The sequence below is a fragment of the Ruminiclostridium papyrosolvens C7 genome (genome assembly GCF_000421965.1).
GTDB lineage: Bacteria > Bacillota > Clostridia > Acetivibrionales > DSM-1351 > Ruminiclostridium > Ruminiclostridium papyrosolvens_A.
Map to the genome: position 1 here is coordinate 64,132 of NZ_ATAY01000024.1, position 19,319 is coordinate 83,450.

22 protein-coding genes are annotated in these 19,319 nt (G+C 35.4%); 5 read left to right on the forward strand and 17 right to left on the reverse strand.

Annotation, left to right across the window (positions count from 1 at the left end):
- Positions 1-114: 114 nt before the first annotated feature.
- Genes L323_RS28565 through L323_RS28595 form a run of 7 tightly spaced genes read right to left on the reverse strand, consistent with a single transcriptional unit; the run spans position 115 to position 5,535 of the window.
- A complete protein-coding gene (locus tag L323_RS28565; protein ID WP_020815063.1) occupies positions 115-576 on the reverse strand; it encodes a DivIVA domain-containing protein in 462 nt (153 codons plus the stop codon).
- A gap of 29 nt (positions 577-605) precedes the next feature.
- Positions 606-1,388: an RNA-binding protein gene (locus tag L323_RS28570; RefSeq protein WP_020815064.1), complete on the reverse strand. Its 783-nt coding sequence runs from the start codon at positions 1,386-1,388 to the stop codon at positions 606-608.
- Between the two features lie 6 nt (positions 1,389-1,394).
- A complete protein-coding gene (locus L323_RS28575; RefSeq protein ID WP_020815065.1) occupies positions 1,395-1,685 on the reverse strand; it encodes a YggT family protein in 291 nt (96 codons plus the stop codon).
- Positions 1,686-1,716: 31 nt separating this feature from the next.
- Positions 1,717-2,187 (reverse strand): cell division protein SepF, encoded by a 471-nt coding sequence (locus tag L323_RS28580; protein WP_020815066.1) that lies wholly within the window; start codon positions 2,185-2,187, stop codon positions 1,717-1,719.
- Between the two features lie 57 nt (positions 2,188-2,244).
- Positions 2,245-2,952: a YggS family pyridoxal phosphate-dependent enzyme gene (locus L323_RS28585; RefSeq protein WP_020815067.1), complete on the reverse strand. Its 708-nt coding sequence runs from the start codon at positions 2,950-2,952 to the stop codon at positions 2,245-2,247.
- The gene (locus L323_RS28590; RefSeq protein ID WP_020815068.1) at positions 2,945-4,198 is read right to left on the reverse strand and encodes an HlyD family efflux transporter periplasmic adaptor subunit; all 1,254 of its coding nucleotides are present in this window, start codon (positions 4,196-4,198) and stop codon (positions 2,945-2,947) included. Before L323_RS28590 ends, L323_RS28585 begins: the two co-directional genes overlap by 8 nt.
- Before the next feature lie 50 nt (positions 4,199-4,248).
- Complete coding sequence (locus tag L323_RS28595; protein ID WP_020815069.1) at positions 4,249-5,535, reverse strand: aminotransferase class I/II-fold pyridoxal phosphate-dependent enzyme; 1,287 nt, start codon at positions 5,533-5,535, stop codon at positions 4,249-4,251.
- A 170-nt stretch (positions 5,536-5,705) separates the two neighbouring features.
- Here L323_RS28595 and L323_RS28600 point away from each other — a divergent pair, with 170 nt between their 5' ends.
- Together L323_RS28600 and L323_RS28605 are read left to right on the forward strand one after the other, a co-directional pair.
- Positions 5,706-6,605 carry an RluA family pseudouridine synthase gene (locus tag L323_RS28600; RefSeq protein ID WP_020815070.1) on the forward strand — a complete coding sequence of 300 codons (900 nt, stop codon included), beginning with the start codon at positions 5,706-5,708 and terminating at the stop codon, positions 6,603-6,605.
- A gap of 92 nt (positions 6,606-6,697) precedes the next feature.
- Positions 6,698-7,288, forward strand: coding sequence for a MerR family transcriptional regulator (locus L323_RS28605; protein ID WP_020815071.1), 591 nt, complete (start codon positions 6,698-6,700; stop codon positions 7,286-7,288).
- A gap of 63 nt (positions 7,289-7,351) precedes the next feature.
- Here L323_RS28605 and L323_RS28610 read toward each other — a convergent pair whose 3' ends face one another.
- Positions 7,352-7,750 carry a TM2 domain-containing protein gene (locus L323_RS28610; RefSeq protein ID WP_020815072.1) on the reverse strand — a complete coding sequence of 133 codons (399 nt, stop codon included), beginning with the start codon at positions 7,748-7,750 and terminating at the stop codon, positions 7,352-7,354.
- A gap of 268 nt (positions 7,751-8,018) precedes the next feature.
- Here L323_RS28610 and ychF point away from each other — a divergent pair, with 268 nt between their 5' ends.
- Complete coding sequence (gene ychF / locus L323_RS28615) at positions 8,019-9,113, forward strand: redox-regulated ATPase YchF (protein ID WP_020815073.1); 1,095 nt, start codon at positions 8,019-8,021, stop codon at positions 9,111-9,113.
- Between the two features lie 110 nt (positions 9,114-9,223).
- On the opposite strand, the gene L323_RS28620 is transcribed toward ychF, so the two are convergent.
- Complete coding sequence (locus tag L323_RS28620; RefSeq protein WP_020815074.1) at positions 9,224-9,517, reverse strand: YmaF family protein; 294 nt, start codon at positions 9,515-9,517, stop codon at positions 9,224-9,226.
- 192 nt (positions 9,518-9,709) lie between these two features.
- Positions 9,710-10,177, reverse strand: a complete 468-nt coding sequence (locus tag L323_RS28625) for a chemotaxis protein CheW (protein ID WP_020815075.1) — start codon at positions 10,175-10,177, stop codon at positions 9,710-9,712.
- A 164-nt stretch (positions 10,178-10,341) separates the two neighbouring features.
- Here L323_RS28625 and L323_RS28630 point away from each other — a divergent pair, with 164 nt between their 5' ends.
- Positions 10,342-10,545: a DUF896 domain-containing protein gene (locus L323_RS28630; protein WP_020815076.1), complete on the forward strand. Its 204-nt coding sequence runs from the start codon at positions 10,342-10,344 to the stop codon at positions 10,543-10,545.
- 85 nt (positions 10,546-10,630) lie between these two features.
- Here L323_RS28630 and L323_RS28635 read toward each other — a convergent pair whose 3' ends face one another.
- Genes L323_RS28635 through L323_RS28650 form a run of 4 tightly spaced genes read right to left on the reverse strand, consistent with a single transcriptional unit; the run spans position 10,631 to position 15,491 of the window.
- Positions 10,631-11,419, reverse strand: a complete 789-nt coding sequence (locus L323_RS28635; protein ID WP_020815077.1) for a hypothetical protein — start codon at positions 11,417-11,419, stop codon at positions 10,631-10,633.
- A 42-nt stretch (positions 11,420-11,461) separates the two neighbouring features.
- The gene (locus tag L323_RS28640; protein ID WP_020815078.1) at positions 11,462-13,198 is read right to left on the reverse strand and encodes an ABC transporter ATP-binding protein; all 1,737 of its coding nucleotides are present in this window, start codon (positions 13,196-13,198) and stop codon (positions 11,462-11,464) included.
- The gene (locus L323_RS28645; RefSeq protein ID WP_020815079.1) at positions 13,195-14,946 is read right to left on the reverse strand and encodes an ABC transporter ATP-binding protein; all 1,752 of its coding nucleotides are present in this window, start codon (positions 14,944-14,946) and stop codon (positions 13,195-13,197) included. Before L323_RS28645 ends, L323_RS28640 begins: the two co-directional genes overlap by 4 nt.
- Before the next feature lie 53 nt (positions 14,947-14,999).
- On the reverse strand, positions 15,000-15,491 hold the full coding sequence (locus tag L323_RS28650) for an HD domain-containing protein (RefSeq protein WP_020815080.1): 492 nt from the start codon (positions 15,489-15,491) through the stop codon (positions 15,000-15,002).
- Between the two features lie 148 nt (positions 15,492-15,639).
- Here L323_RS28650 and L323_RS28655 point away from each other — a divergent pair, with 148 nt between their 5' ends.
- On the forward strand, positions 15,640-16,701 hold the full coding sequence (locus L323_RS28655; protein WP_020815081.1) for an acyltransferase: 1,062 nt from the start codon (positions 15,640-15,642) through the stop codon (positions 16,699-16,701).
- 212 nt (positions 16,702-16,913) lie between these two features.
- On the opposite strand, the gene cls is transcribed toward L323_RS28655, so the two are convergent.
- From cls to L323_RS40760, 3 genes are read right to left on the reverse strand one after another with little or no spacing between them, the layout of a single operon-like run.
- Positions 16,914-18,374 (reverse strand): cardiolipin synthase, encoded by a 1,461-nt coding sequence (cls, locus tag L323_RS28660; RefSeq protein ID WP_020815082.1) that lies wholly within the window; start codon positions 18,372-18,374, stop codon positions 16,914-16,916.
- Positions 18,375-18,377: 3 nt separating this feature from the next.
- On the reverse strand, positions 18,378-19,127 hold the full coding sequence (gene recO / locus L323_RS28665; protein WP_020815083.1) for a DNA repair protein RecO: 750 nt from the start codon (positions 19,125-19,127) through the stop codon (positions 18,378-18,380).
- Positions 19,128-19,146: 19 nt separating this feature from the next.
- On the reverse strand, positions 19,147-19,281 hold the full coding sequence (locus tag L323_RS40760) for a YqzL family protein (protein WP_004620214.1): 135 nt from the start codon (positions 19,279-19,281) through the stop codon (positions 19,147-19,149).
- Positions 19,282-19,319: the final 38 nt, after the last annotated feature.

A 19,319-nucleotide genomic window follows, 5' to 3' on the forward strand; every position in this document is an offset into this window, starting at 1 on the left:
TGTAATTATATCATATTTTCTATGATTATTCCATTAAAAAAAAACACAAAAACCCTTGGAAACAAGTCTTTATTCTTTGTTTCTAAGGGTTTTAAAGTTTGAACCGTGTCTTACTTACTCTTCATCATCAGTATTAAATAATTGTTTTAACAATTCAAGCTGGGACAATAAAAGCGTTTCCGACTTGGTTTTGAAGAGGTGGAGCCTTTTCTTCATTTCTTCATATTCAAAACGAATCTTGATAACTTCCTGATTGGCATCATTGATAATCCTCTGAGCCTTTAATTCCGCCTCTTTGATAATATTTTCTGCCTTTTCATAGGAATTTTTCTTAATTTCTTCGCCGGTTTGCTGTGCTACTATTAATGTATTTTGAAGGGACTCCTCAATATTTTTATAATGTTGAATACCTTCATTTAATACTGAAATCCTATCTTTAAGCTCTATATTTTCTTTTATGTAAAGCTCATAATCCTGTATTACACTGTCCAATACTTCGTTAACCTGATCCTCATTATATCCCATAAAATTTTTCTTAAATTTTATATTATCAAGATCATTCGGCGTATAATTCATAAATGGTCATCCTTTCTTGAGACATCATATTATTCGAAACGTTTTATAACAATGCTGATTCTGTCCTTTCTGGTGTTTCCCAAGACCTTTTCCAGAACAATTCTTCCCATTCCCCGTATTGATATTACATCTCCCTCATCCAATATTTTTGAAGGGCTTTGAACCGATTCCCAGTTTACGTTAACTCTTTGTGCTTTAAAATAGTCCATTACCTTGGTTCTGGACAAACCAAACCCACTGGATGCAACAGAATCCACGCGAAGAGAAGCTACCGTGGTATTTATGCTCCGCTCCTTCTTTTGGGGAGGAGTAAATTCATATATATCACGCAATTCGCATTGCACTTTTACATTACCAATTTTGTCCAAATTGTATAATATATATTCCGCTATTTTATCAATAACAAAAACATCTGCGAATGTTTCATTAACAAGTATATCTCCGATTTTTTCTCTCTTGATGCCCAATCCAAGTAATGACCCAAGATAATCCCTATGGGAAAGCTTATTCTCAATAACGGGTGTTATTCTCAATAAGCTTATGGGAGTGTTATAAGGAATATCTTCCTCGATAAAATCACTGCTTATTACAGTTACAGCCCGTTCTGCTCCTTCGTACCCGCCTGTTAATTTATAGAAAACATCTTTAACCCTGTCCAAAACCTTTTTAGTAACAGAAGCTTCGTAAGGAGAAAGAAAATCCGAATATGCAAAAGAGGAATACTGGCACTGTTCAACCTTGTCCAACAAACGTGAAACAAGCACCCTATCCTCTAGCTTTGAAACCATCTTTAATAATTCGTTTTTATCCATAAATTCCTAATATACAAACATTCTAAATATACTGAAAACCACATTTCTAATTACTTCAATAAGCAGAAATGCAACGATTGGAGAAAAATCCATCATAGACAGCATGGAATTATTAAATATACTTGATCTGTTAAGCATATTACGTATAGGTGAAAGTACCGGTTCGGTAATAGCATGAAGCAAATCTACAAATTTGTTATTCCTTGATATCGGAAACCATGAAATAACTGCTCTGGCCACCAAAACCATTTCAAAGGCAAACAATACACCATTTATAGCTCTATAAACTGAATCCATTTAAATTACTCCTCCAATGTAAGAGACAAAACTATTTAGCCCAGGGAAAAACGGTTTTGTTTCTTAGTTCATCCTTTAAATCGCCACTAACATCTACATTATTGGGAGCTATAACAAAAATATCACAGGAAACTTTTTGAATACTTCCGTCAAGTGCATATACTGAGCCGCTTAGAAAATCAATTATTCTCTGAGCATCCTGCTTTTCAATGCCTTCAAGATTTATAACTACAGGTTTTTTGTTCTTTAAGTGATCGCAAATATCTTGTGCATCATCAAAAGTATTCGGTTGTGATACAATCATTTTAAACTGATTACCGGTATGAATATTTACAACCTTACCTGACTGCTGCTTTTTTGAGCTATTAAAGAAGTGTGTCTGTATAGGTTCTTCTTTTACTTCTTCCTTTGTACTCAATTCCTGCTCGTCAAATTCATCTTCATCCTCATCAACAGCTTCCCAGCCTACAAAATTAAACACCTTGTTAAGAAGTTTTGACATTTCCAAATACCCCCTGAGTCTTTAGTAAATATATTTTTTGTCTATTGTTCATTTTTACTACTTTTGAGGATAATTCCGCTTTCCAAAAATACCTGTTCCGATTCTGACAATATTTGCACCTTCTTCAATAGCAACCTCAAAATCGTTGCTCATACCCATGGAAAGATAATCCATACTAACATTATCTATTCTTTTATTCTTTATGTCAATAAAAATGTCGTAAAGATTCTTAAATATAGGTCTTATTTCCTGTGTATTATTCGCAAATGGGGCTATAGTCATCATTCCCCTTAAAGATAAATTCTCTAATCGGGAAATATACTCCACATGTGCATTTATTTCTTCGGGTCTTATTCCGAACTTTGTTTCTTCACCTGAAACGTTTACCTGTAATAGTACGTTCATTTTTTTGCCTGCTTTACCTGCTCGGTTGTCAATCTCCTTTGCCAGTTCAAAGCTGTCTACGGAATGTATCATATGAACTTTATCAATGATATATTTCACTTTATTTGTTTGCAAATGCCCAATTAAATGCCATTTTATTGATTCATCAAACTTATCGTACTTTTCTAAGAGCTCCTGTACCCTGTTTTCACCGAAGTCCGGGACTCCGTATTCACTAACATTTCTTATTCTATCAACCTCAACAGTTTTAGTAACTGCAATAAGCTTTATGTCTTCTGCTTTTCTTCCGCTTTTTTCTGCGGCGGCTTTTATTCTGGAATATACGTCGTCCAGATTTTGCTTTATAGTTTCATCAATCAATTATCTGTCCCTCCTGTATGTTTTTGGGATTTAGAATGTATGTGTTATAAAGTGCTACTGATGACTCTCCATTGGGATTATCAATTATTGCTGCATCGTCATTCATCCCTACTATTTTTACCTCTTTAAAGGTAGCTGTATTCCCCTTTAATATACATATTTTGGCAGTCTGATTGTTAATGTTAATATTTTGCAGACAGCTGCGAGGAACCTTCAAACCACTATAGCTGGATAATACTACATCAACATTTATCCTGCGCATACCTATAGTTTCATCTAAACCGGTATCATATTTAAACGAAATGATTTTTTTTCCGTTAATTACATCCGAGCTGTAATTTATGACTGCATCCATGCTGTAGCCTATATCATTAATTCTGAGGGTTACGAGCTTATCTTCTTTCAGATCCTTTGCTGTTTTTTGGTCTACTACAGTAACCATGTAATTATCCAGATCTTTTACTAACTTCGCAATAGGCTCTCCTTTTTTTACATCAACAACATTAAAGTCCCTGTTTGTATTTTTAACGGTAATATTTTCTAAGTCCTGAGGTGTAGCCTTTTTTATAAAACCCGGAGTCAGCAATGATTCATAACCATCTATCGCAAAGGATATCAATCCCGCAGAACCGGCCCTTACCTCCTTGACATTATTGTTTAATCTACTTTCAATTTCAGCTTTTTCACTGATTAACATGTTTATATATTTGGCAGATTTACTGTTGTCGCCAAATATATCGGATTTTCTGTAAACAACGCTGTCAATATCAGACATGGTATCGTAGCTTTCAACCAGGCTTCCTCTTAATGACTGCTGCCCCAAATTTTTCACCTTTTCAATTATTTCGGAGTCAAGTTTTATTATGTCGCCGGAGAAAACTCCCAAATTCTCTTTTTGAGCTTTTTGCGCACTGCTAATTTGCATTTCCTTTTTTTTAAGTTCTTCGTAAGTTGAAACGGGTACATTTTTAACTATAGTAGCGATTCTGTAAAAGGCAGGAACCTTTTCACCCTCAACCGCATCCATAACACAATTACCGTCATCCGGAGAATCTATAACCTTTTCATTTCTTATCAAGATACCATCAACATTTTGAATTACTTCTATTTTACCGTTCTTCAATATATCTTTTTCAATAGTATTGCCAAATGTTATGTAAAGCAATGATGGCAGATATATCAGTAGAAAGATTCCCATAATCAGTGTGCCTATTTTAATGCCCTTGATTTTGAATACATTCCCCATTTGTGTCCCTCCACCTATTACCTTTTCTTTTGTGTTGTTTTATCCTGCTTTTACTTTAACATCCCCTGAGCGAACAATTTCTGCAAAGCAATAATATTCCCCAGCTTAACATGTTCATATACAAGACCGCCCTGCATATATGCCACATAAGGTTTTTTAATAGGTGCATCAGCACTGAGTTCAATGGATGACCCCTGTACAAATGCTCCGGCTGCCATTATAACCGGTGAATCATATCCCGGCATGTCCCATGGCTGTGGTGTAACATAAGAATCTACAGGCGACCCTTTCTGTATCCCTTGACAAAATGCAATAAGGCTTTCTTTATTATTAAATTTTACTGATTGTATTATATCACTTCTGTGTGACTTTACAGAAGGCATTGTCTCAAATCCCGCCCGTTCCATAAGTGCAGCACAAAATACAGCACCCTTGAGGCTTTCTGCCACCACATGAGGTGCCATAAATAAGCCTTGGAACATAAGCCTGTTGTTTCCCAGAGAAGCTCCAACCTCTTTGCCAAGACCAGGAGATGTAAGTCTGTATGCTGCCTGCTCTACCAAGTTCTTATTCCCAGCTATATAACCGCCGGTCAGTGCCAGTCCGCCACCGGGGTTCTTTATAAGCGAACCTGCTATTATATCCGCTCCCACCTGTGTAGGCTCTAAAACCTCAACAAACTCCCCGTAACAGTTATCAACCATTACAATTATGTTACTGTTAACTTCTTTAACTGCTGTTATTACATTTTCTATATCCTGAATGGACAGTGCATCTCTCCATGAATAACCTCTTGAGCGCTGAATCATTGCCATTTTAGTTTTTTCTGACACCGTTACTTTTATTTTTTCCAGATCAGGTTTACCATCCTTCAAATCCACCTGTCTGTATGTTACCCCGAACTCCTTGAGAGAACCGCAGTTTTCTCCTCTTATTCCGATTACTTCTTCCAGAGTGTCATAGGGTTTACCTGTAACCGCTACCAGCTCGTCCCCGGGTCTGAGATTTCCAAAAAGGCAAAGTGCAAGTGCCTGGGTACCTGAAACAATCTGATGGCGTACAAGAGCGTCCTCAGTTTGAAATATATTTGCATAAACACTGTCCAGAACCTCTCTTCCCCTGTCGTCATAGCCATAGCCGGTTGTTCCGTTGAAATGTGAATCGCTTAGTTTATTTTCCTGCATTGCCTTTATTACTTTTAGCTGGTTCAGCTGCTTCGTGCCGTCGATTCGTGCAAATACCTCTTGTGCATCTTTTTCAGCTTGTTCAGCCAATTCAATAATCTTATCATCTATTTCAAACTTGTGTTTTAAAAATTCTCTTGTTTGTAAATCCATTGGTAAAATTCCTCTTTCGTAGTTTATATATACATGATTTTATCTACTTTGTTTTGGTTTATCAAGTTAATTATAAAACTTTTGCGTATCAAATTCCATTTATAGTACAATATATCAAGCAGCATATACTATATACATTTAATGTTGCCATTACCGTCAGGAGGATTTTAATGTTATTAGAGAGGATAGTCAGTAAGAATGAAGCCGGAAAAACTCTGAAATATGTTTTGAAAAACGGGCTTCAGCTTTCTGAAAGACTTATAAAAAAGCTTAAATTGCAGCAGAAGATTTATGTAAACGAACATCCTGAAAGAGTTAACTATGTTGTAAAGGCGGAGGACAGGCTCAAGGTAATACTTGATCTTGAGGAAGAATGTGAGAATATAGAGCCTCAGGACATACCTCTTGATATTATATATGAAGATGAATGTATGCTGGTTCTCAACAAGCAGCCCGGTATTGTAGTCCATCCTACCAGTTACCATCCCGATAATACCATCGCCAACGGTATAGTTTATTATCTGAAACAGAAAGGTGTTACCAAAAAAGTACGCCCGGTCAGCCGACTTGACAGAGAAACTTCGGGTATAATCATTTTTGCAAAAAACCAGTTTACTCAGGAAATACTCATCCAGCAAATGCATGCCAATTTGTTTAAAAAAGAATATTTGGGTGTTGTACAGGGTATACCTGAAAAGGGTGAAGGTACTATAAACCTACCCATAGCCAGAAAGCCGGGCAGTATTATGCTAAGGCACATTTCAGAGGACGGAGCACCCTCAATAACACATTATAAGGTTCTGAAGAGTTTTCCTTTACATAATTCAGCCTTGCTGGGTTTTAAGCTTGAGACAGGACGTACACACCAGATAAGAGTTCATTGTCAGGCAATGGGTTTTCCTATCTATGGTGACACTTTGTATTCGGAAAATACAAATTTATTCATTTCCCGGCAAGCCCTTCATTCCTATAGAACCGAGATACTTCATCCTGTTACCCGAAAAGAAGTTATATTCACGGCTGACCTTCCTTCCGATATAGCCGGACTACTGGAAATACTAAGCCAATAATATGTAAATATTTTACACAAATAATGTCTTATGGTACTATCAAATTGCATTGTACATATTTATAGATATAGTTACAGGGGGTAGATGGTTCCATGGAAGTACTCAAAGAAAGATATTCTATAACAGAGCTAAGCACATCTTTGAATATAACAGATCATGCTTTAAGATTTTATGAAAAGGAATTTGGGTTAAATATCCCCAAGGACAACAGAGGTAGGCGCTATTATACTACTGACCTTGCAAATTTAATGTATCAGATTAAATCAATGCGAGATCAAGGTCTTGAGCTAAAAGCTATACGAAAAATTCTTGAAGACGAAAATATTATTAAGCCAAAAGACATCAGTGTTCCCATTTCGACAGAACAGCTTCCTGCCGTAGTTTCAAAGAGATTGGAAGAACTGAGCAGTGCTGAACTGTCTATGATACTGGAAACCTTAAACGGTATTAAAGAGCAGCTTTTTAATAATGTTGCCGCGGAATTTGTAAGTACTCGAGAACATATTTCAAAAGAAATTCACAGCTCCAAGCTAGAACTTGGAGCTTGCGTTGAAAATAGTTCCCGAAAACTGGAAGTCAAAATGGACAAGCATTTTCAGGAGGTAGACAGGTATATTACCAATTGGAGAGAACGGAAAAACACAACTCTCGCAGGCAAACTGAAAAAACTCATCGGAAAATAGGTAATCCTCTTTCAACCTGCAGATAGGAATTTGGAATTCCTATCTGCTAAAAAACTTTATGTTTTAATCTTTTAATGCTACACCCTTAGCATCCTTATTAATAGAACCGGCAAGAATCAAAATTCCTTCTATCAGTCCCCATACCCAAATAATTGGCGAGAATATAAAGCAGGATAAAACAGTCAGTAACAACTGCGCCAGTCCAATCCCTATATACCCCAGATAAAATCTGTGAACACCGAAAGCGCCAAGGAAAATTCCGAACAATCCCGCAGCAAGCTTTGATTTTTGCTGTCCGTAACTATTTAAACTAAAACCGCATTTCATACATATCTGAGACATTGAATCGGTTGCTTCGCCACATAAAGGACAAAAGTTATTCCCTTTTCCTGTAGGTACTCCACACGTAACGCATATAACAGCCTGATCATTCACAACGTTTCCGCAATTTCTACAATACATAAATATACCTCCTGATTTTTTCAAAAATATATGGTTAATAATATTTATTACTGAACATACAAATCTCTTATTGTATTTACATTCTAGTATACGATTGTGAATATTGTATGTCTGATTATTTTTTCTCGCTTTATATATTAATTTAATAAAAAAATAAAATCAATATTACAATGCATAAACTTAATATTATTGCAATGAAAAATCATATAGTATATAATTTTTATGGTATTTTTTTATGTTATAAACCATTGAGAGGATAGATATATAAATGAAATTAGGAATTGTAGGACTACCTAACGTAGGAAAAAGCACTCTTTTTAATGCTATAACAAAAGCAGGTGCAGAAAGTGCAAATTATCCGTTTTGTACTATTGAACCGAATGTAGGAATAGTGGCTGTTCCCGACGAAAGACTGGATATGCTTGCAAAAATGTATAACCCTGAAAAAATAACACCTACTGTAATTGAATTTGTTGATATTGCAGGTCTTGTTAAAGGTGCAAGCAAAGGTGAAGGACTGGGGAATAAATTTCTTTCTCACATAAGAGAAGTTGATTCAATAGTTCATGTTGTAAGATGTTTTGAGGATAGCAATATTGTTCATGTTGACGGTTCCATTGGTCCAAAAAGAGACATTGAAACAATTAACCTGGAATTGATTTTCTCAGACCTTGAAATGATAGAGAGAAGAATCGACAGAACGAAAAAAATGCTTAAGTCAGGAGACAAGAAGTTCCAGATTGAAATGGAACTTTACGAATCCATAAAGGCTCACCTTGAAAGCGGAAAACCCGTAAGGTCAATGTCTTTTGACCAAGAACAGCAGCAGCTTGTTGACCAGTTATTTCTTATAACATTAAAACCTGTTCTTTATGCTGCAAATGTTTCCGAAGAAGACCTATCTTCTCTGGATAACAACAGATTTCTTGCAGAGCTTAAAGAAGTGGCTGTTGCAGAAAATTCTGAAGTTATGGTAATTTGTGCAAAGATTGAGGAAGAAATTGCTCAGCTCGATGATGAAGAAAAGGCTGACTTCCTTGAGGCTATGGGACTGGAAGAATCCGGTCTGGACAAGCTTATTAAAGCCAGTTACAAAATTTTGGGACTTATAAGCTATCTGACTGCAGGCCCACAGGAAGTAAGAGCATGGACTATTACAAACGGTACAAAGGCACCTCAGGCTGCGGGAAAAATCCACAGCGACTTTGAAAGAGGTTTTATCAGAGCTGAAATTGTAGCTTATGACGATTTAATTAGTTGTGGCTCATATACGGTTGCAAAGGAAAAGGGTCTGGTTCGGTCCGAAGGTAAGGAATATGTAATGCATGACGGAGATGTTACGTTATTCAGATTTAATGTTTAATTTAGCATAATCAGTGATAATGATAAAACCTGCTGTTGACCAAGAACAGCAGGTTTTATATTTTATATTCACCGTCATTTATTATGCACCGGATAAGTCCCCTGTAAACATTAATTTTTCTTATAGAAGGATGTGTCACCTGCTAAAATCTGAACGTGATTTTTTGCAAAATTTGCATTTCCCATATAAACATGATAATGTCCACCGTTTACATAAATAGCAGGGCTAGTTGCAATTCTATAATAATGAACATGACCCTCTTCCAACGTAGTTGATCCTTCAATATAGTGTATATGCCCTATCTGGTCACTGGTTTCATCAGTCTTGCCTGAGTATTGATGAATGTGATCTTCAGTATTTGAAGTCTTTCCCGCAAAGCTATGTGAGTGAAGCTTATTTTCCATATTACCTTATTTCCCTCCTTTATAACTCATATGCGGACAAGATTACATTGATTAACCGCTTGATAATATTTTATGTTTACATTTTTATTTTGGTTACAAATTGGACATTATTAAACGCAAAAACCCGTAAAGCGGAAAATAAACTAATTCATTCTCACTTTACGGGTTTTTAATTATATAAATAATTAAATACTAATTTACGTTTTCTGAAAGTGCCATTGTAACCTCTTCTATCTCTTCATTATGTAAAATTTCATTTAAATCAATTATTGAAAAAAGCTTCCCGTCATTCTTGCCTATGCCCTTTATGTATTTCTTGCTGTTTAATTTTATTACCGCTTCGGATCTATCAACAGAATTCTCATTAAGATTTATTATTTCAGTAACATTGTTTACCATAAATCCGTACAATTGATCATCCTTTTCAGTTATTATAATCTTTGTCTTTTTTGTTACCTCTGATTCTCCTAAATTAAACCTCTTATTAAGGTCTACCACAGGGACTACTTTCCCCCTTAGATTATATATTCCTTTAATATAATCGGGCATTTGTGGAACAAGTGATATTGATCCATATTTCTCTATTTTATAGACAATTGAAGTCTCCACACTACAAAGCTCATTGTTCAAATCAAAAACTACAACCTGTATATCATTCATATCTCCAACCTCCCGAAGAATAAATTAACTTTGCCATATTTATATTATCACACCGAATAAGCTTTTTAAAGAAATATTGATAGTTTCTTTTACAATCAAATGTTTTTTGTTATAATACTCATGTGTTTTTTATGCAAAATGATTGATAAGGATTGGTTATATTTATGGAGAAAAGTAGAATTGAACGATTGAATGAACTGGCAAAAAAAGCGAAATCAGGTTCTCTTACGAGTTCTGAGTTAGCTGAAAGAGATAAGCTAAGAAAAGAATATATAGAAGCATTTCGGGCAAATCTAAAGGCTACACTGGACAACACCGTTATTGTAGATGCTGACGGAAACAGAAGAAGTCTCAGAAAGGATAATTAAATCCTGAAATATGCCAGTTTAAGAGCAGCAAACCGGGAACAGGTCTACTAACACCTTTCCCGGTTTATTTTATATCCTGTAAGCTTTAATTTTTATACCTTCCCACGGGAGGCAGCTTTTCCAGTACCTGTTTTTCCAATTTGTCCAGTACCTCTTTTGCGGTTCTTATATCCGTGTCCATATCATCCCTGAATTTCATAACAGCAACTTCATCATCAAGCATATCCGATTCTGAAAAAGGAAAGCTTTTCTTCATAACCTGTATTTCATTCTGAACGGCTGCTTTTCGCTCTTTTATTGCAGTAAGCTGTTTTTCCAAGTCTTCATGCTTTTCGTTTATATTGCCAAAATCTTTAATAACTTTTTTACGAAGCCTTTTTAATTTTTCTATGTCCCTCTGTTGATATGCTTTTTCTACTGTTTTCCAGGTTCGTTTCATGCTAATATCCTGATTTATTGTCAATTCAGGATGAATATGGCTTGCTATTTCCAGATATATATCCTTCATTTCCAATTCATTGTCACGTTTTTTCTTCTCCATAGCGTAGTCTATTGAATGAACATACTCTATTTCTAGTCTCATTTTTTTAAGTACTTCATAGTGTTTTTCAAATTCTTTTTCCAATTCTCTGTCAATATAGGAATAGTCTATTGGTATCTTGAATTTTTCACATGTTTCTATCATTTCAAGTTTAAGTTTAGTTCTGGCTATTGCAAGCTCAAGCTTATGAAGCTCATATCTTGGTTCCCCAAGTTTGGCTACAAATTCATTTTTAAGGATTTCAGCCTCATACAACTCCATGTAATCCTTTTCAACCAGGGCTTCTGCCAAAAGCTTCCTGTTTAATGTATATTGTTCAATTAACTTATTCATTTAGCAACACCTGTCTTTATTATTTAGTCAATCTTTATTTATTTAAGTATTCTCATATTGACTTAAATATAATTTTTTATAAAATCCATTTTTTTTCAGTAAGTCTTTATGACTTCCCTGTTCAACAATCCTACCATTATTCATAACAAGTATAACATCCGCTTCTTTAATGGTTGAAAGGCGATGTGCTATAACAAAGCTTGTTCTTCCTTCCATCATCTTCAAAAAAGCTTTCTGTATATGTAACTCTGTTCTTGTATCAACACTGCTGGTAGCCTCATCCAGTATTAGCATAGGAGGAATAACCAACATAACTCTTGCAATAGTCAATAGCTGTCTTTGGCCCTGTGACAAGTTGCTTCCGCCTTCTGTGAGCTCTGTTTCATAACCTTTCGGAAGTCTCTTGATAAAACTGTGTGCATTTGCGGAGGTCGCAGCTTTTTTTACTTCTTCATCAGTAGCTTCCGGATTCCCATATGCTATGTTTTCACGAATTGTCCCCGCAAAAAGCCATGTGTCCTGAAGAACCATTCCAAAAGACTGCCTAAGACTGTCTTTGGATATTTTACTTATACTTTTATCGTCAATATATATGTACCCTCTATCTGTTTCATAGAAACGCATCAACAGGTTAACAAGAGTAGTTTTCCCCGAACCGGTTGGCCCAACTATTGCAATCCTCTGTCCTTCCTTAACATCAAGGTTAAAGTTCTGTATCAAAGGCTTTTCCTGAACATAAGAAAATGATACATCGTCGAATCGGACATTCCCGTTAGTTCTCTTTAATTCAATCTCATTGATATCCGCCTGTTTCTCAACTTCCTCGTCCATTACTGCAAAAACTCTTTCCGCTGATGCAACAGCACTCTGTATCTGGGCTGTTACACTTGTTACATTGTTTATGGGTTGAGAAAAGTAGGATGAGTAGGTCAGGAAGCTGGAAATATAGCCGATACTTAACCTGCCGGCCAGTGCCGCAATACCACCAGTCATTCCAAGTAAAACATAAGTAATATTATTTACAAGACGGGTAGACGGGTTTACCAGAGATGAATAGAACTGCGCCCATCTTCCGCATTTATACAAACGTCCGTTTATTTCCTCAAATTTCTTCTGAGCCCTTTCCTCATAATTAAATGCTTTTACAACCTTCTGATTTCCTATAATCTCTTCAATATAACCATTTAGCTCACCATTTACCTTTGACTGTTCCTTAAACATTTTTGATGAACGTCTTGTTATAAATGATGCAATTAAAAATGTAACAGGTGTCATTACAATTACTATAAGTGTAATCCATGGATTCAAAACAAACATAAAAACAAGTGAACCAACAATGGATATTATACCAGTAAAAAACTGAGTAACCGACTGATAAATTCCTTCACCTATATTTTCCATGTCATTTGTAAGTCTGCCCATTATATCTCCATGAGGCTTTTGATCAAAAAATCTCAAAGGCATTTCCAGTATATGGTCAAATACATCTTTCCTTAACCTCTCTACTGTTCTATTTGACAGTACAGCCGTAATTACCTGCAAACTCCATTGAAAAAATGCACTTACCAAATACAAAATTAATATAATTATAACTATATTAAGAATACTTTTGAAATCAACCTGTTCTTTTCCGGCAATAGCATCAACACCTTTACCTATTATAAATGGACCTGCCACCATAAGGATATTGCTTAATGCTGCAAATAGTACGGCTCCCAGCAGATATGGCTTATTGGCTAAAATGTATCTGCCGAGACGTTTAACTGCATCACTTTTCATGTATGAGCTACCTCGCTTTTTCTTTGTGAATAGTATATTTCCTGATAGACGGGGCAGGATTTCAGTAGCTCTTCATTTCTGCCTATTCCTACTATTTCTCCGTCATCCAGTACTACTATTAAATCTGCGTCTCTGATTGCAGCTACTCTTTGTGTTACCATTATTATTGTTAGCCCTTTCAGATTATCCTTGATTTGTCTTCTTAAAGCTGCATCTGTAGCATAATCCAAGGCACTGGTACTGTCATCAAAAATAAGTATTTCCGGCCTTTTGACCACTGCCCTTGCAATTGCAAGTCTTTGTTTCTGCCCACCTGAAAGATTCGCTCCGCCCTGGGAAATATGAGCCTCAATGCCTTCAGGTTTTTGCTTGATAAATTCCGTCGCCTGAACAATTTCGGCAGCCCAATAAATATCATTTTCCTGTGCCTGTTCATTTCCCCACTTTATGTTCTCCTCGATAGTTCCAGAAAATAGAACCGATTTCTGGGGAACAAGTCCTATTTTATCTCTTAAATTCTGTTGCTTCATATTTTTAACATCAGTTCCGTTTATCAGAATTTGTCCATCCGTAGTATCGTAAAATCTGGCAATAAGGTTTACAAGAGTGGATTTTCCTGACCCGGTAGAACCAATTATGCCTACTGTTTGTCCACTTTTGATTCCGAATGAGATATTTTTCAAAGCATACTCTGAGGCTCCATCGTATGTAAATCGTACGTTTCTAAACTCAATCAAAGGCATTTCTTCTGAAACATTGACAGCAGACTGTACATCTGCGATACTACCAGCCCTGTCCAATACAGACGGCTGAGTCTCCAATATCTCATTGACCCTGTTTGCTGAAGCTGCCGCCTTTGTAAAGGTGACGACCAGATTTGCAAGTACAATAAGCGCGGAAAGAATCAGGTTTATATAGTTGATATACGCAATTATTTCACCTTGAGTCATTGTACCGTGATATACCTGTATTCCGCCAAACCACAGTATTGTAGCGACACCAAAGTTTACTATAACAGTTGTAGCAGGATTTAGAAGTGCTGAAACCTTACCTACACTTATAGACATATCTGCATATTCCCTGTTGCCTTTTGAAAAACGTTCTCTTTCCTTGTCCAGTTTTGCAAACGCACGTATTACCCGCACTCCGGACAAATTTTCCCGTATTATTACGGACAATGTATCAAGCTTTTTCTGTACTGTTTTATACAGCGGTATTGTTCTTGACATTATAAAATATATAACCAGTGCAAATAACGGCATTGTTATAAATAGTATTACAGACAGCTTCAAGTTGATGGTCATTGCCATTATCAATCCGCCAATGCAAAGAAAAGGAACTCTGACTACAAGTCTTATCAGCATGGCCACCGCGAGCTGGAGCTGATTAACATCACTGGTTATTCTATTTATGAGAGAAGGAGTTCCTATTTTATCAAGCTCATTAAAGGAATATCCTTGTATCTTTTTAAATAAAAGGTTTCTCATTGACGTTCCAAACCCTTGTGAAGCTATAGATGCATAGTACTGGCATATATATGCTGAGCCGGCTCCGGTTATTGCGATTGCAACCATTATCCCCCCCATCATGTATACGTATGATGGATTGTTTGCTTTTACACCATTGTCGATAAGCTTTGCCATTAATAAAGGTATTGTCAATTCAAGTATTGCTTCAAATAATTTAAATGCCGGACCTAAAACAACTTGTTTAAGATATGGCTTTAAATATTTTATTAATTTAAACAATGAATAACTTCCCCCAATTTTACGTTAACTTATTTTTCTAATATTGCAACTAACTAAAGATACATGTCTTCAAGTATTGCTGAACCCGTTTTTGTCTTAAAATATTTACTTCTGACAGTATTTATGGCATTTTGGTCCATTTCATCTTCATATATGTTCACAAGAAAATCAGCTTCAACCAGTATTTGAAAATCTACTCCGTCTATTTTTTTATAGCTATGGTGATGCCCTATTATATAGCAAACTCGTTCAATAGTATAAGTATCGATATCGTATTTATTCATTATCTCTTTTGCTATTGCAGGTCCTTCCTTTTCCTGATACGGTCCCGCAGACGAATTGTACTTTTTTTCGGCCTCTTTGATTCCTATATCGTGAAGAATTCCCGAAAGGCTTACAATCAGCAATTCTTTATCATTAAGCTGCTCTAATGTACCTATAGTATTACAAAAACTATAAACCTTTAAAGTATGGTTGATACGTTTAACATCCTTTTTGAAATAGTTTATCATTTCCTTTATTATTTTGTCCGAATTTAGTGTCATATTACCCTCCTTTATTTCGGATTTTACTCATTTCTATCAATTATATTGCATTGATATTTGAAAAACAATGCAGATAGAAGAATTTTTATGGTACAATAATATTGTTAATAAGGAAAGTTAATATTTTTATATCATAAAGAGGGTCACAATGAAACCACGCATTCCATTTATTGATTTCCTAAAAACTTTAGCTATATTGGGCGTTATAATTATACATGTTTCTTCCAGAGCACTAATACATTATGAAGTTGCCTCAGTAAACTGGAACCTTTCGGTTTTTTGGGGAGCAGTGGTGAGATGGAGCGTTCCTGTCTTTCTCATGTGCAGCGGAGTTTTATTTCTTAATTCCGAAAAAAATGTTTCCATCAAACAGATATTCAGTAAGTACATACCGAGACTTATAGCAGCACTCGTTTTCTGGGCTGTATTGTATGAAGTATGTGATGTTTATTTAAACTATGTACATACCGGATTTATCGAATTATCCGTTTTGAAGGAGTCCGTAAAAAATCTTCTTACATGTAATACACATTTTCATTTATATTATTTGTACATAATCATTCTTATATATGCTCTTATTCCTATCATCCGCGTATTTACAAATGCAGCGGACAGGCGTCATATTGAGTATGCTCTGGGTGCATGGTTTGTTCTTGGAATTGTATACCCTTTTATTGTAAAGTTTTATCCATTTAATATGCTTAAAGGAATAGTAGTTCAGTATAAAATCGCAATGGCATATTCCTCCGTCGGGTATTTTATTATAGGACATTATTTACATAAATACACTTTATCTAAAAAAACAAACTACCTTATGTATTTACTGGGAGCTGCAGGATTTGCTATAACCTTGGCAGGAACTATTAATATGTCAGAATCATCAAATGCACTAAATACGCTTTTCCTTGAAGGAATGTCTCCCAACGTTGTTTTTATGGCTTGTGGGATATTTTTACTTGCAAGGAACATAAAAGGCATCTTTAAATCCGATAAAGTTCTGAAATTGTTCGGTTTTATTTCTCAGGGGAGCTTTTGCGTTTATCTTTTTCATGATTTCATAAATATAGCTTACAGGGAACTTAAAATTGAGAGTACTATTGCCAATCCTATTATTTCTATACCTTTTCTTACTTTAATTAATCTCGGGATAAGCCTTTTTGTTTACATAATTTTGTCTAAAATACCTTTTGTAAAGAAATATCTGATATAGCCGCTTTACTAGTATCAGGCCATATTATTCCATCCCCAAAGAAAAAATACTACTGCAAGAAGCATAATAATTATTCCAAGTACCTTTCGATTCAAGAATACTACCTCCTCTAAAGCATACACAGATCTTTTAACACATTTACCTTTTAAAGTATAAATTATAAATGTGTTTTATTTGTGTCATATTTGTAACTTTTTCTAAAGTAGTATAATTTAGAGAAGCGGTGATAACAGTCTGCAAACGCTTTCAAGTATTTTTGACAATACTCCTCTTTTTTTATAATTTTCTTCGGTTACTTCCCTGCATGTATTTAGGTCATCATAAAATATTGTTGAACATTTATGAGTAATGTCGTGACCATACATAAAAGCATTTATTTCAAAATCCAGTGAAAAACTTCTCATGTCCATATTTGTAGAACCTATGGAACAGCAAGTATCGTCTATTACTATCATTTTGGAATGTAAAAAACCCGGATACAGGTAAACCTTCACTCCAAAGTCCATGACATCTTCAATAAAGGATGTTGTTACCTTGTAAACAAGTCTTTTGTCAGGTACTTCAGGTATCTGGATAACCACATTTACACCCGACATTGCAGCATTTTGTAAAGCTTCAAGAAATGAATCGTCCGGTACAAAATAAGGGGTCTGAATAAGAATAGAGCACTTTGCAGAATTAATCATTTTTATCATGCCCCTCTTAATCTCCTCTGCATTCGTATCAGGTCCACTTGACACCATTTGAATAGCTACATCTCCACTATCTTCTGTTTTGATTGGCCTAAAGTATTTATCCAACCTTCCAAAGTCTACCTCTTTTTTGGAAGCATACAGCCAATCTGTCATAAACCTGAGTTGAAGGCAGTAAACGCTGCTTCCAGTTACTTTAAGATGAGTATCCCTCCACGGCTTGATTCTTTTGTGCAGTCCCAGATACTCATCACCGATGTTAATTCCTCCTATATATCCTGCCTTTCCGTCAATAACAACTATCTTCCTATGATTTCTATAGTTTGCTTTAAGGTAATTATCTATTGAATTTGAAAAAAAGCTTAATACCTCTCCGCCATTATCTATAATGGTTTTAAAAGCTCTATACGGGAAAAATAGATTTTGTCCATGATCAAAGAGTACTCTTACAGTAACACCCTGTTTTGCTTTCTTAGCAAGAGTATTTATTATCAGTGTACCGATTTTATCATTTTTTATGATGAAATACAGCATGTGAATAGAAGTTTCAGCACCTTCTATATCTGTTAACAAAGAATTGTATTTATCCTGAGTTTTCGTGAATATTTCTACTTTGTTGTCATTGGTGAAAGGGCTTTGGGATAGATTTATGTTAAAATTTATAAGCTGCTTCACATAATGATTATAGGATTCTTTGAACATGGTTTCATCATAGGAAACAGTACCTAATGTTTGGTAAATCGCTCTACTGTACTCAATGTCTTTATGATTTTTAATATGAAATTTTTTCTTTTTCAGATTTAATGGTCTGCCGAATATCAAGTATAGTAAAAAACCAGCTACAGGCAATAGAGTGAGTGCTAAAATCCAACTCAAAGCACGAACAGGCTTTTTTCTTTCAAAAAAGAGTGCCGTGATAACGAAAATACTGTTTGATATTATTATAATTAATGAAAGTGCTGAATATAAGTTTGTATTCATGTCTCACTCCAGCTTTAATTGTTTCAGATAATCAAGTTTTCTGTACTCTTTTCCGATGTGCTCCTTTATATATCTTTTAGATATTTCCCCTAATTCTTTTATGGATTCTTGGGAAAGTGAAAAATTAAACAGTTTTTGAGGACTGATAAATATTATGTATTTTAAAGCCTTGACAGTACCCGGTAATAGCAATATAGACCTTGACTTTGGATTTAAACAATCCTTACAAACCAGTCCCGAGCTGTCAAAATCAAAGTACATATTCTCATCCTGTGCCTTTCCGCAGTTTACACAATTTATAACATGCGGCTCATATCCCAGCAGGGACATGAGCCTTAACTCAAAAACAACGGTTATAAGATTAAGCGGACGGTTGGTTTTGGAAATGACATAGAGTGTATTCAGAAGAAGTCGAAGGACCTCTTCTGATGGTTCTCCCTCCTGAACATTATCCGAAATCAACTCAAGTATATGAGAGCAGTATGTCAGTTTTTCTATATCGTTTCTTATTTCATAATTAGGCTCTATTACCTGACAGCTTGACATGTTGTAAAGTTCTTTTCCTTTAAACAACATATAATCACTATAGGCAAAAAGCTGTGATCCTGCACTCAATGAGCTTTTCGCTCTTCTTGCATTTTTTGCAGCTATTGAAATTTTACCTTCTTCAGCAGTAAGTACCGTAATAATCTTGTCTGCTTCACCGGTATTTACTTCTTTTATAACTAACCCCTTATAATTAACATAACTCATTCTTAACCCCGATAATTACTTAGACTTCTGTTTCTTCTCGCATGACATTCTCTGCTGTTTCAGACTTAAACTTTTCTTCGATCTCTTTCATCAGAACATAAGAATCAATACTTCCTGTTGTTTTAAAAACATTCCATACAAAGTCCAGTAACATAAATGTCAGCCCCCTTGGCTTAAATATTTGTTTAGAAC

Coding starts and splice junctions, on each gene's coding strand:
- L323_RS28595 (WP_020815069.1), bottom strand. CDS start 5,535: ATGGATTTACAAACAAGAGAATTTTTAAAACACAAGTTTGAAATAGAT.
- L323_RS28600 (WP_020815070.1), top strand. CDS start 5,706: ATGTTATTAGAGAGGATAGTCAGTAAGAATGAAGCCGGAAAAACTCTG.
- L323_RS28590 (WP_020815068.1), bottom strand. CDS start 4,198: ATGGGGAATGTATTCAAAATCAAGGGCATTAAAATAGGCACACTGATT.
- L323_RS28620 (WP_020815074.1), bottom strand. CDS start 9,517: ATGGAAAATAAGCTTCACTCACATAGCTTTGCGGGAAAGACTTCAAAT.
- L323_RS28640 (WP_020815078.1), bottom strand. CDS start 13,198: ATGAAAAGTGATGCAGTTAAACGTCTCGGCAGATACATTTTAGCCAAT.
- ychF (WP_020815073.1), top strand. CDS start 8,019: ATGAAATTAGGAATTGTAGGACTACCTAACGTAGGAAAAAGCACTCTT.
- L323_RS28635 (WP_020815077.1), bottom strand. CDS start 11,419: ATGAATAAGTTAATTGAACAATATACATTAAACAGGAAGCTTTTGGCA.
- L323_RS40760 (WP_004620214.1), bottom strand. CDS start 19,281: ATGTTACTGGACTTTGTATGGAATGTTTTTAAAACAACAGGAAGTATT.
- L323_RS28610 (WP_020815072.1), bottom strand. CDS start 7,750: ATGTATTGTAGAAATTGCGGAAACGTTGTGAATGATCAGGCTGTTATA.
- L323_RS28655 (WP_020815081.1), top strand. CDS start 15,640: ATGAAACCACGCATTCCATTTATTGATTTCCTAAAAACTTTAGCTATA.
- L323_RS28650 (WP_020815080.1), bottom strand. CDS start 15,491: ATGACACTAAATTCGGACAAAATAATAAAGGAAATGATAAACTATTTC.
- cls (WP_020815082.1), bottom strand. CDS start 18,374: ATGAATACAAACTTATATTCAGCACTTTCATTAATTATAATAATATCA.
- recO (WP_020815083.1), bottom strand. CDS start 19,127: ATGAGTTATGTTAATTATAAGGGGTTAGTTATAAAAGAAGTAAATACC.
- L323_RS28630 (WP_020815076.1), top strand. CDS start 10,342: ATGGAGAAAAGTAGAATTGAACGATTGAATGAACTGGCAAAAAAAGCG.
- L323_RS28570 (WP_020815064.1), bottom strand. CDS start 1,388: ATGGATAAAAACGAATTATTAAAGATGGTTTCAAAGCTAGAGGATAGG.
- L323_RS28605 (WP_020815071.1), top strand. CDS start 6,698: ATGGAAGTACTCAAAGAAAGATATTCTATAACAGAGCTAAGCACATCT.
- L323_RS28575 (WP_020815065.1), bottom strand. CDS start 1,685: ATGGATTCAGTTTATAGAGCTATAAATGGTGTATTGTTTGCCTTTGAA.
- L323_RS28625 (WP_020815075.1), bottom strand. CDS start 10,177: ATGAATGATATACAGGTTGTAGTTTTTGATTTGAACAATGAGCTTTGT.
- L323_RS28580 (WP_020815066.1), bottom strand. CDS start 2,187: ATGTCAAAACTTCTTAACAAGGTGTTTAATTTTGTAGGCTGGGAAGCT.
- L323_RS28565 (WP_020815063.1), bottom strand. CDS start 576: ATGAATTATACGCCGAATGATCTTGATAATATAAAATTTAAGAAAAAT.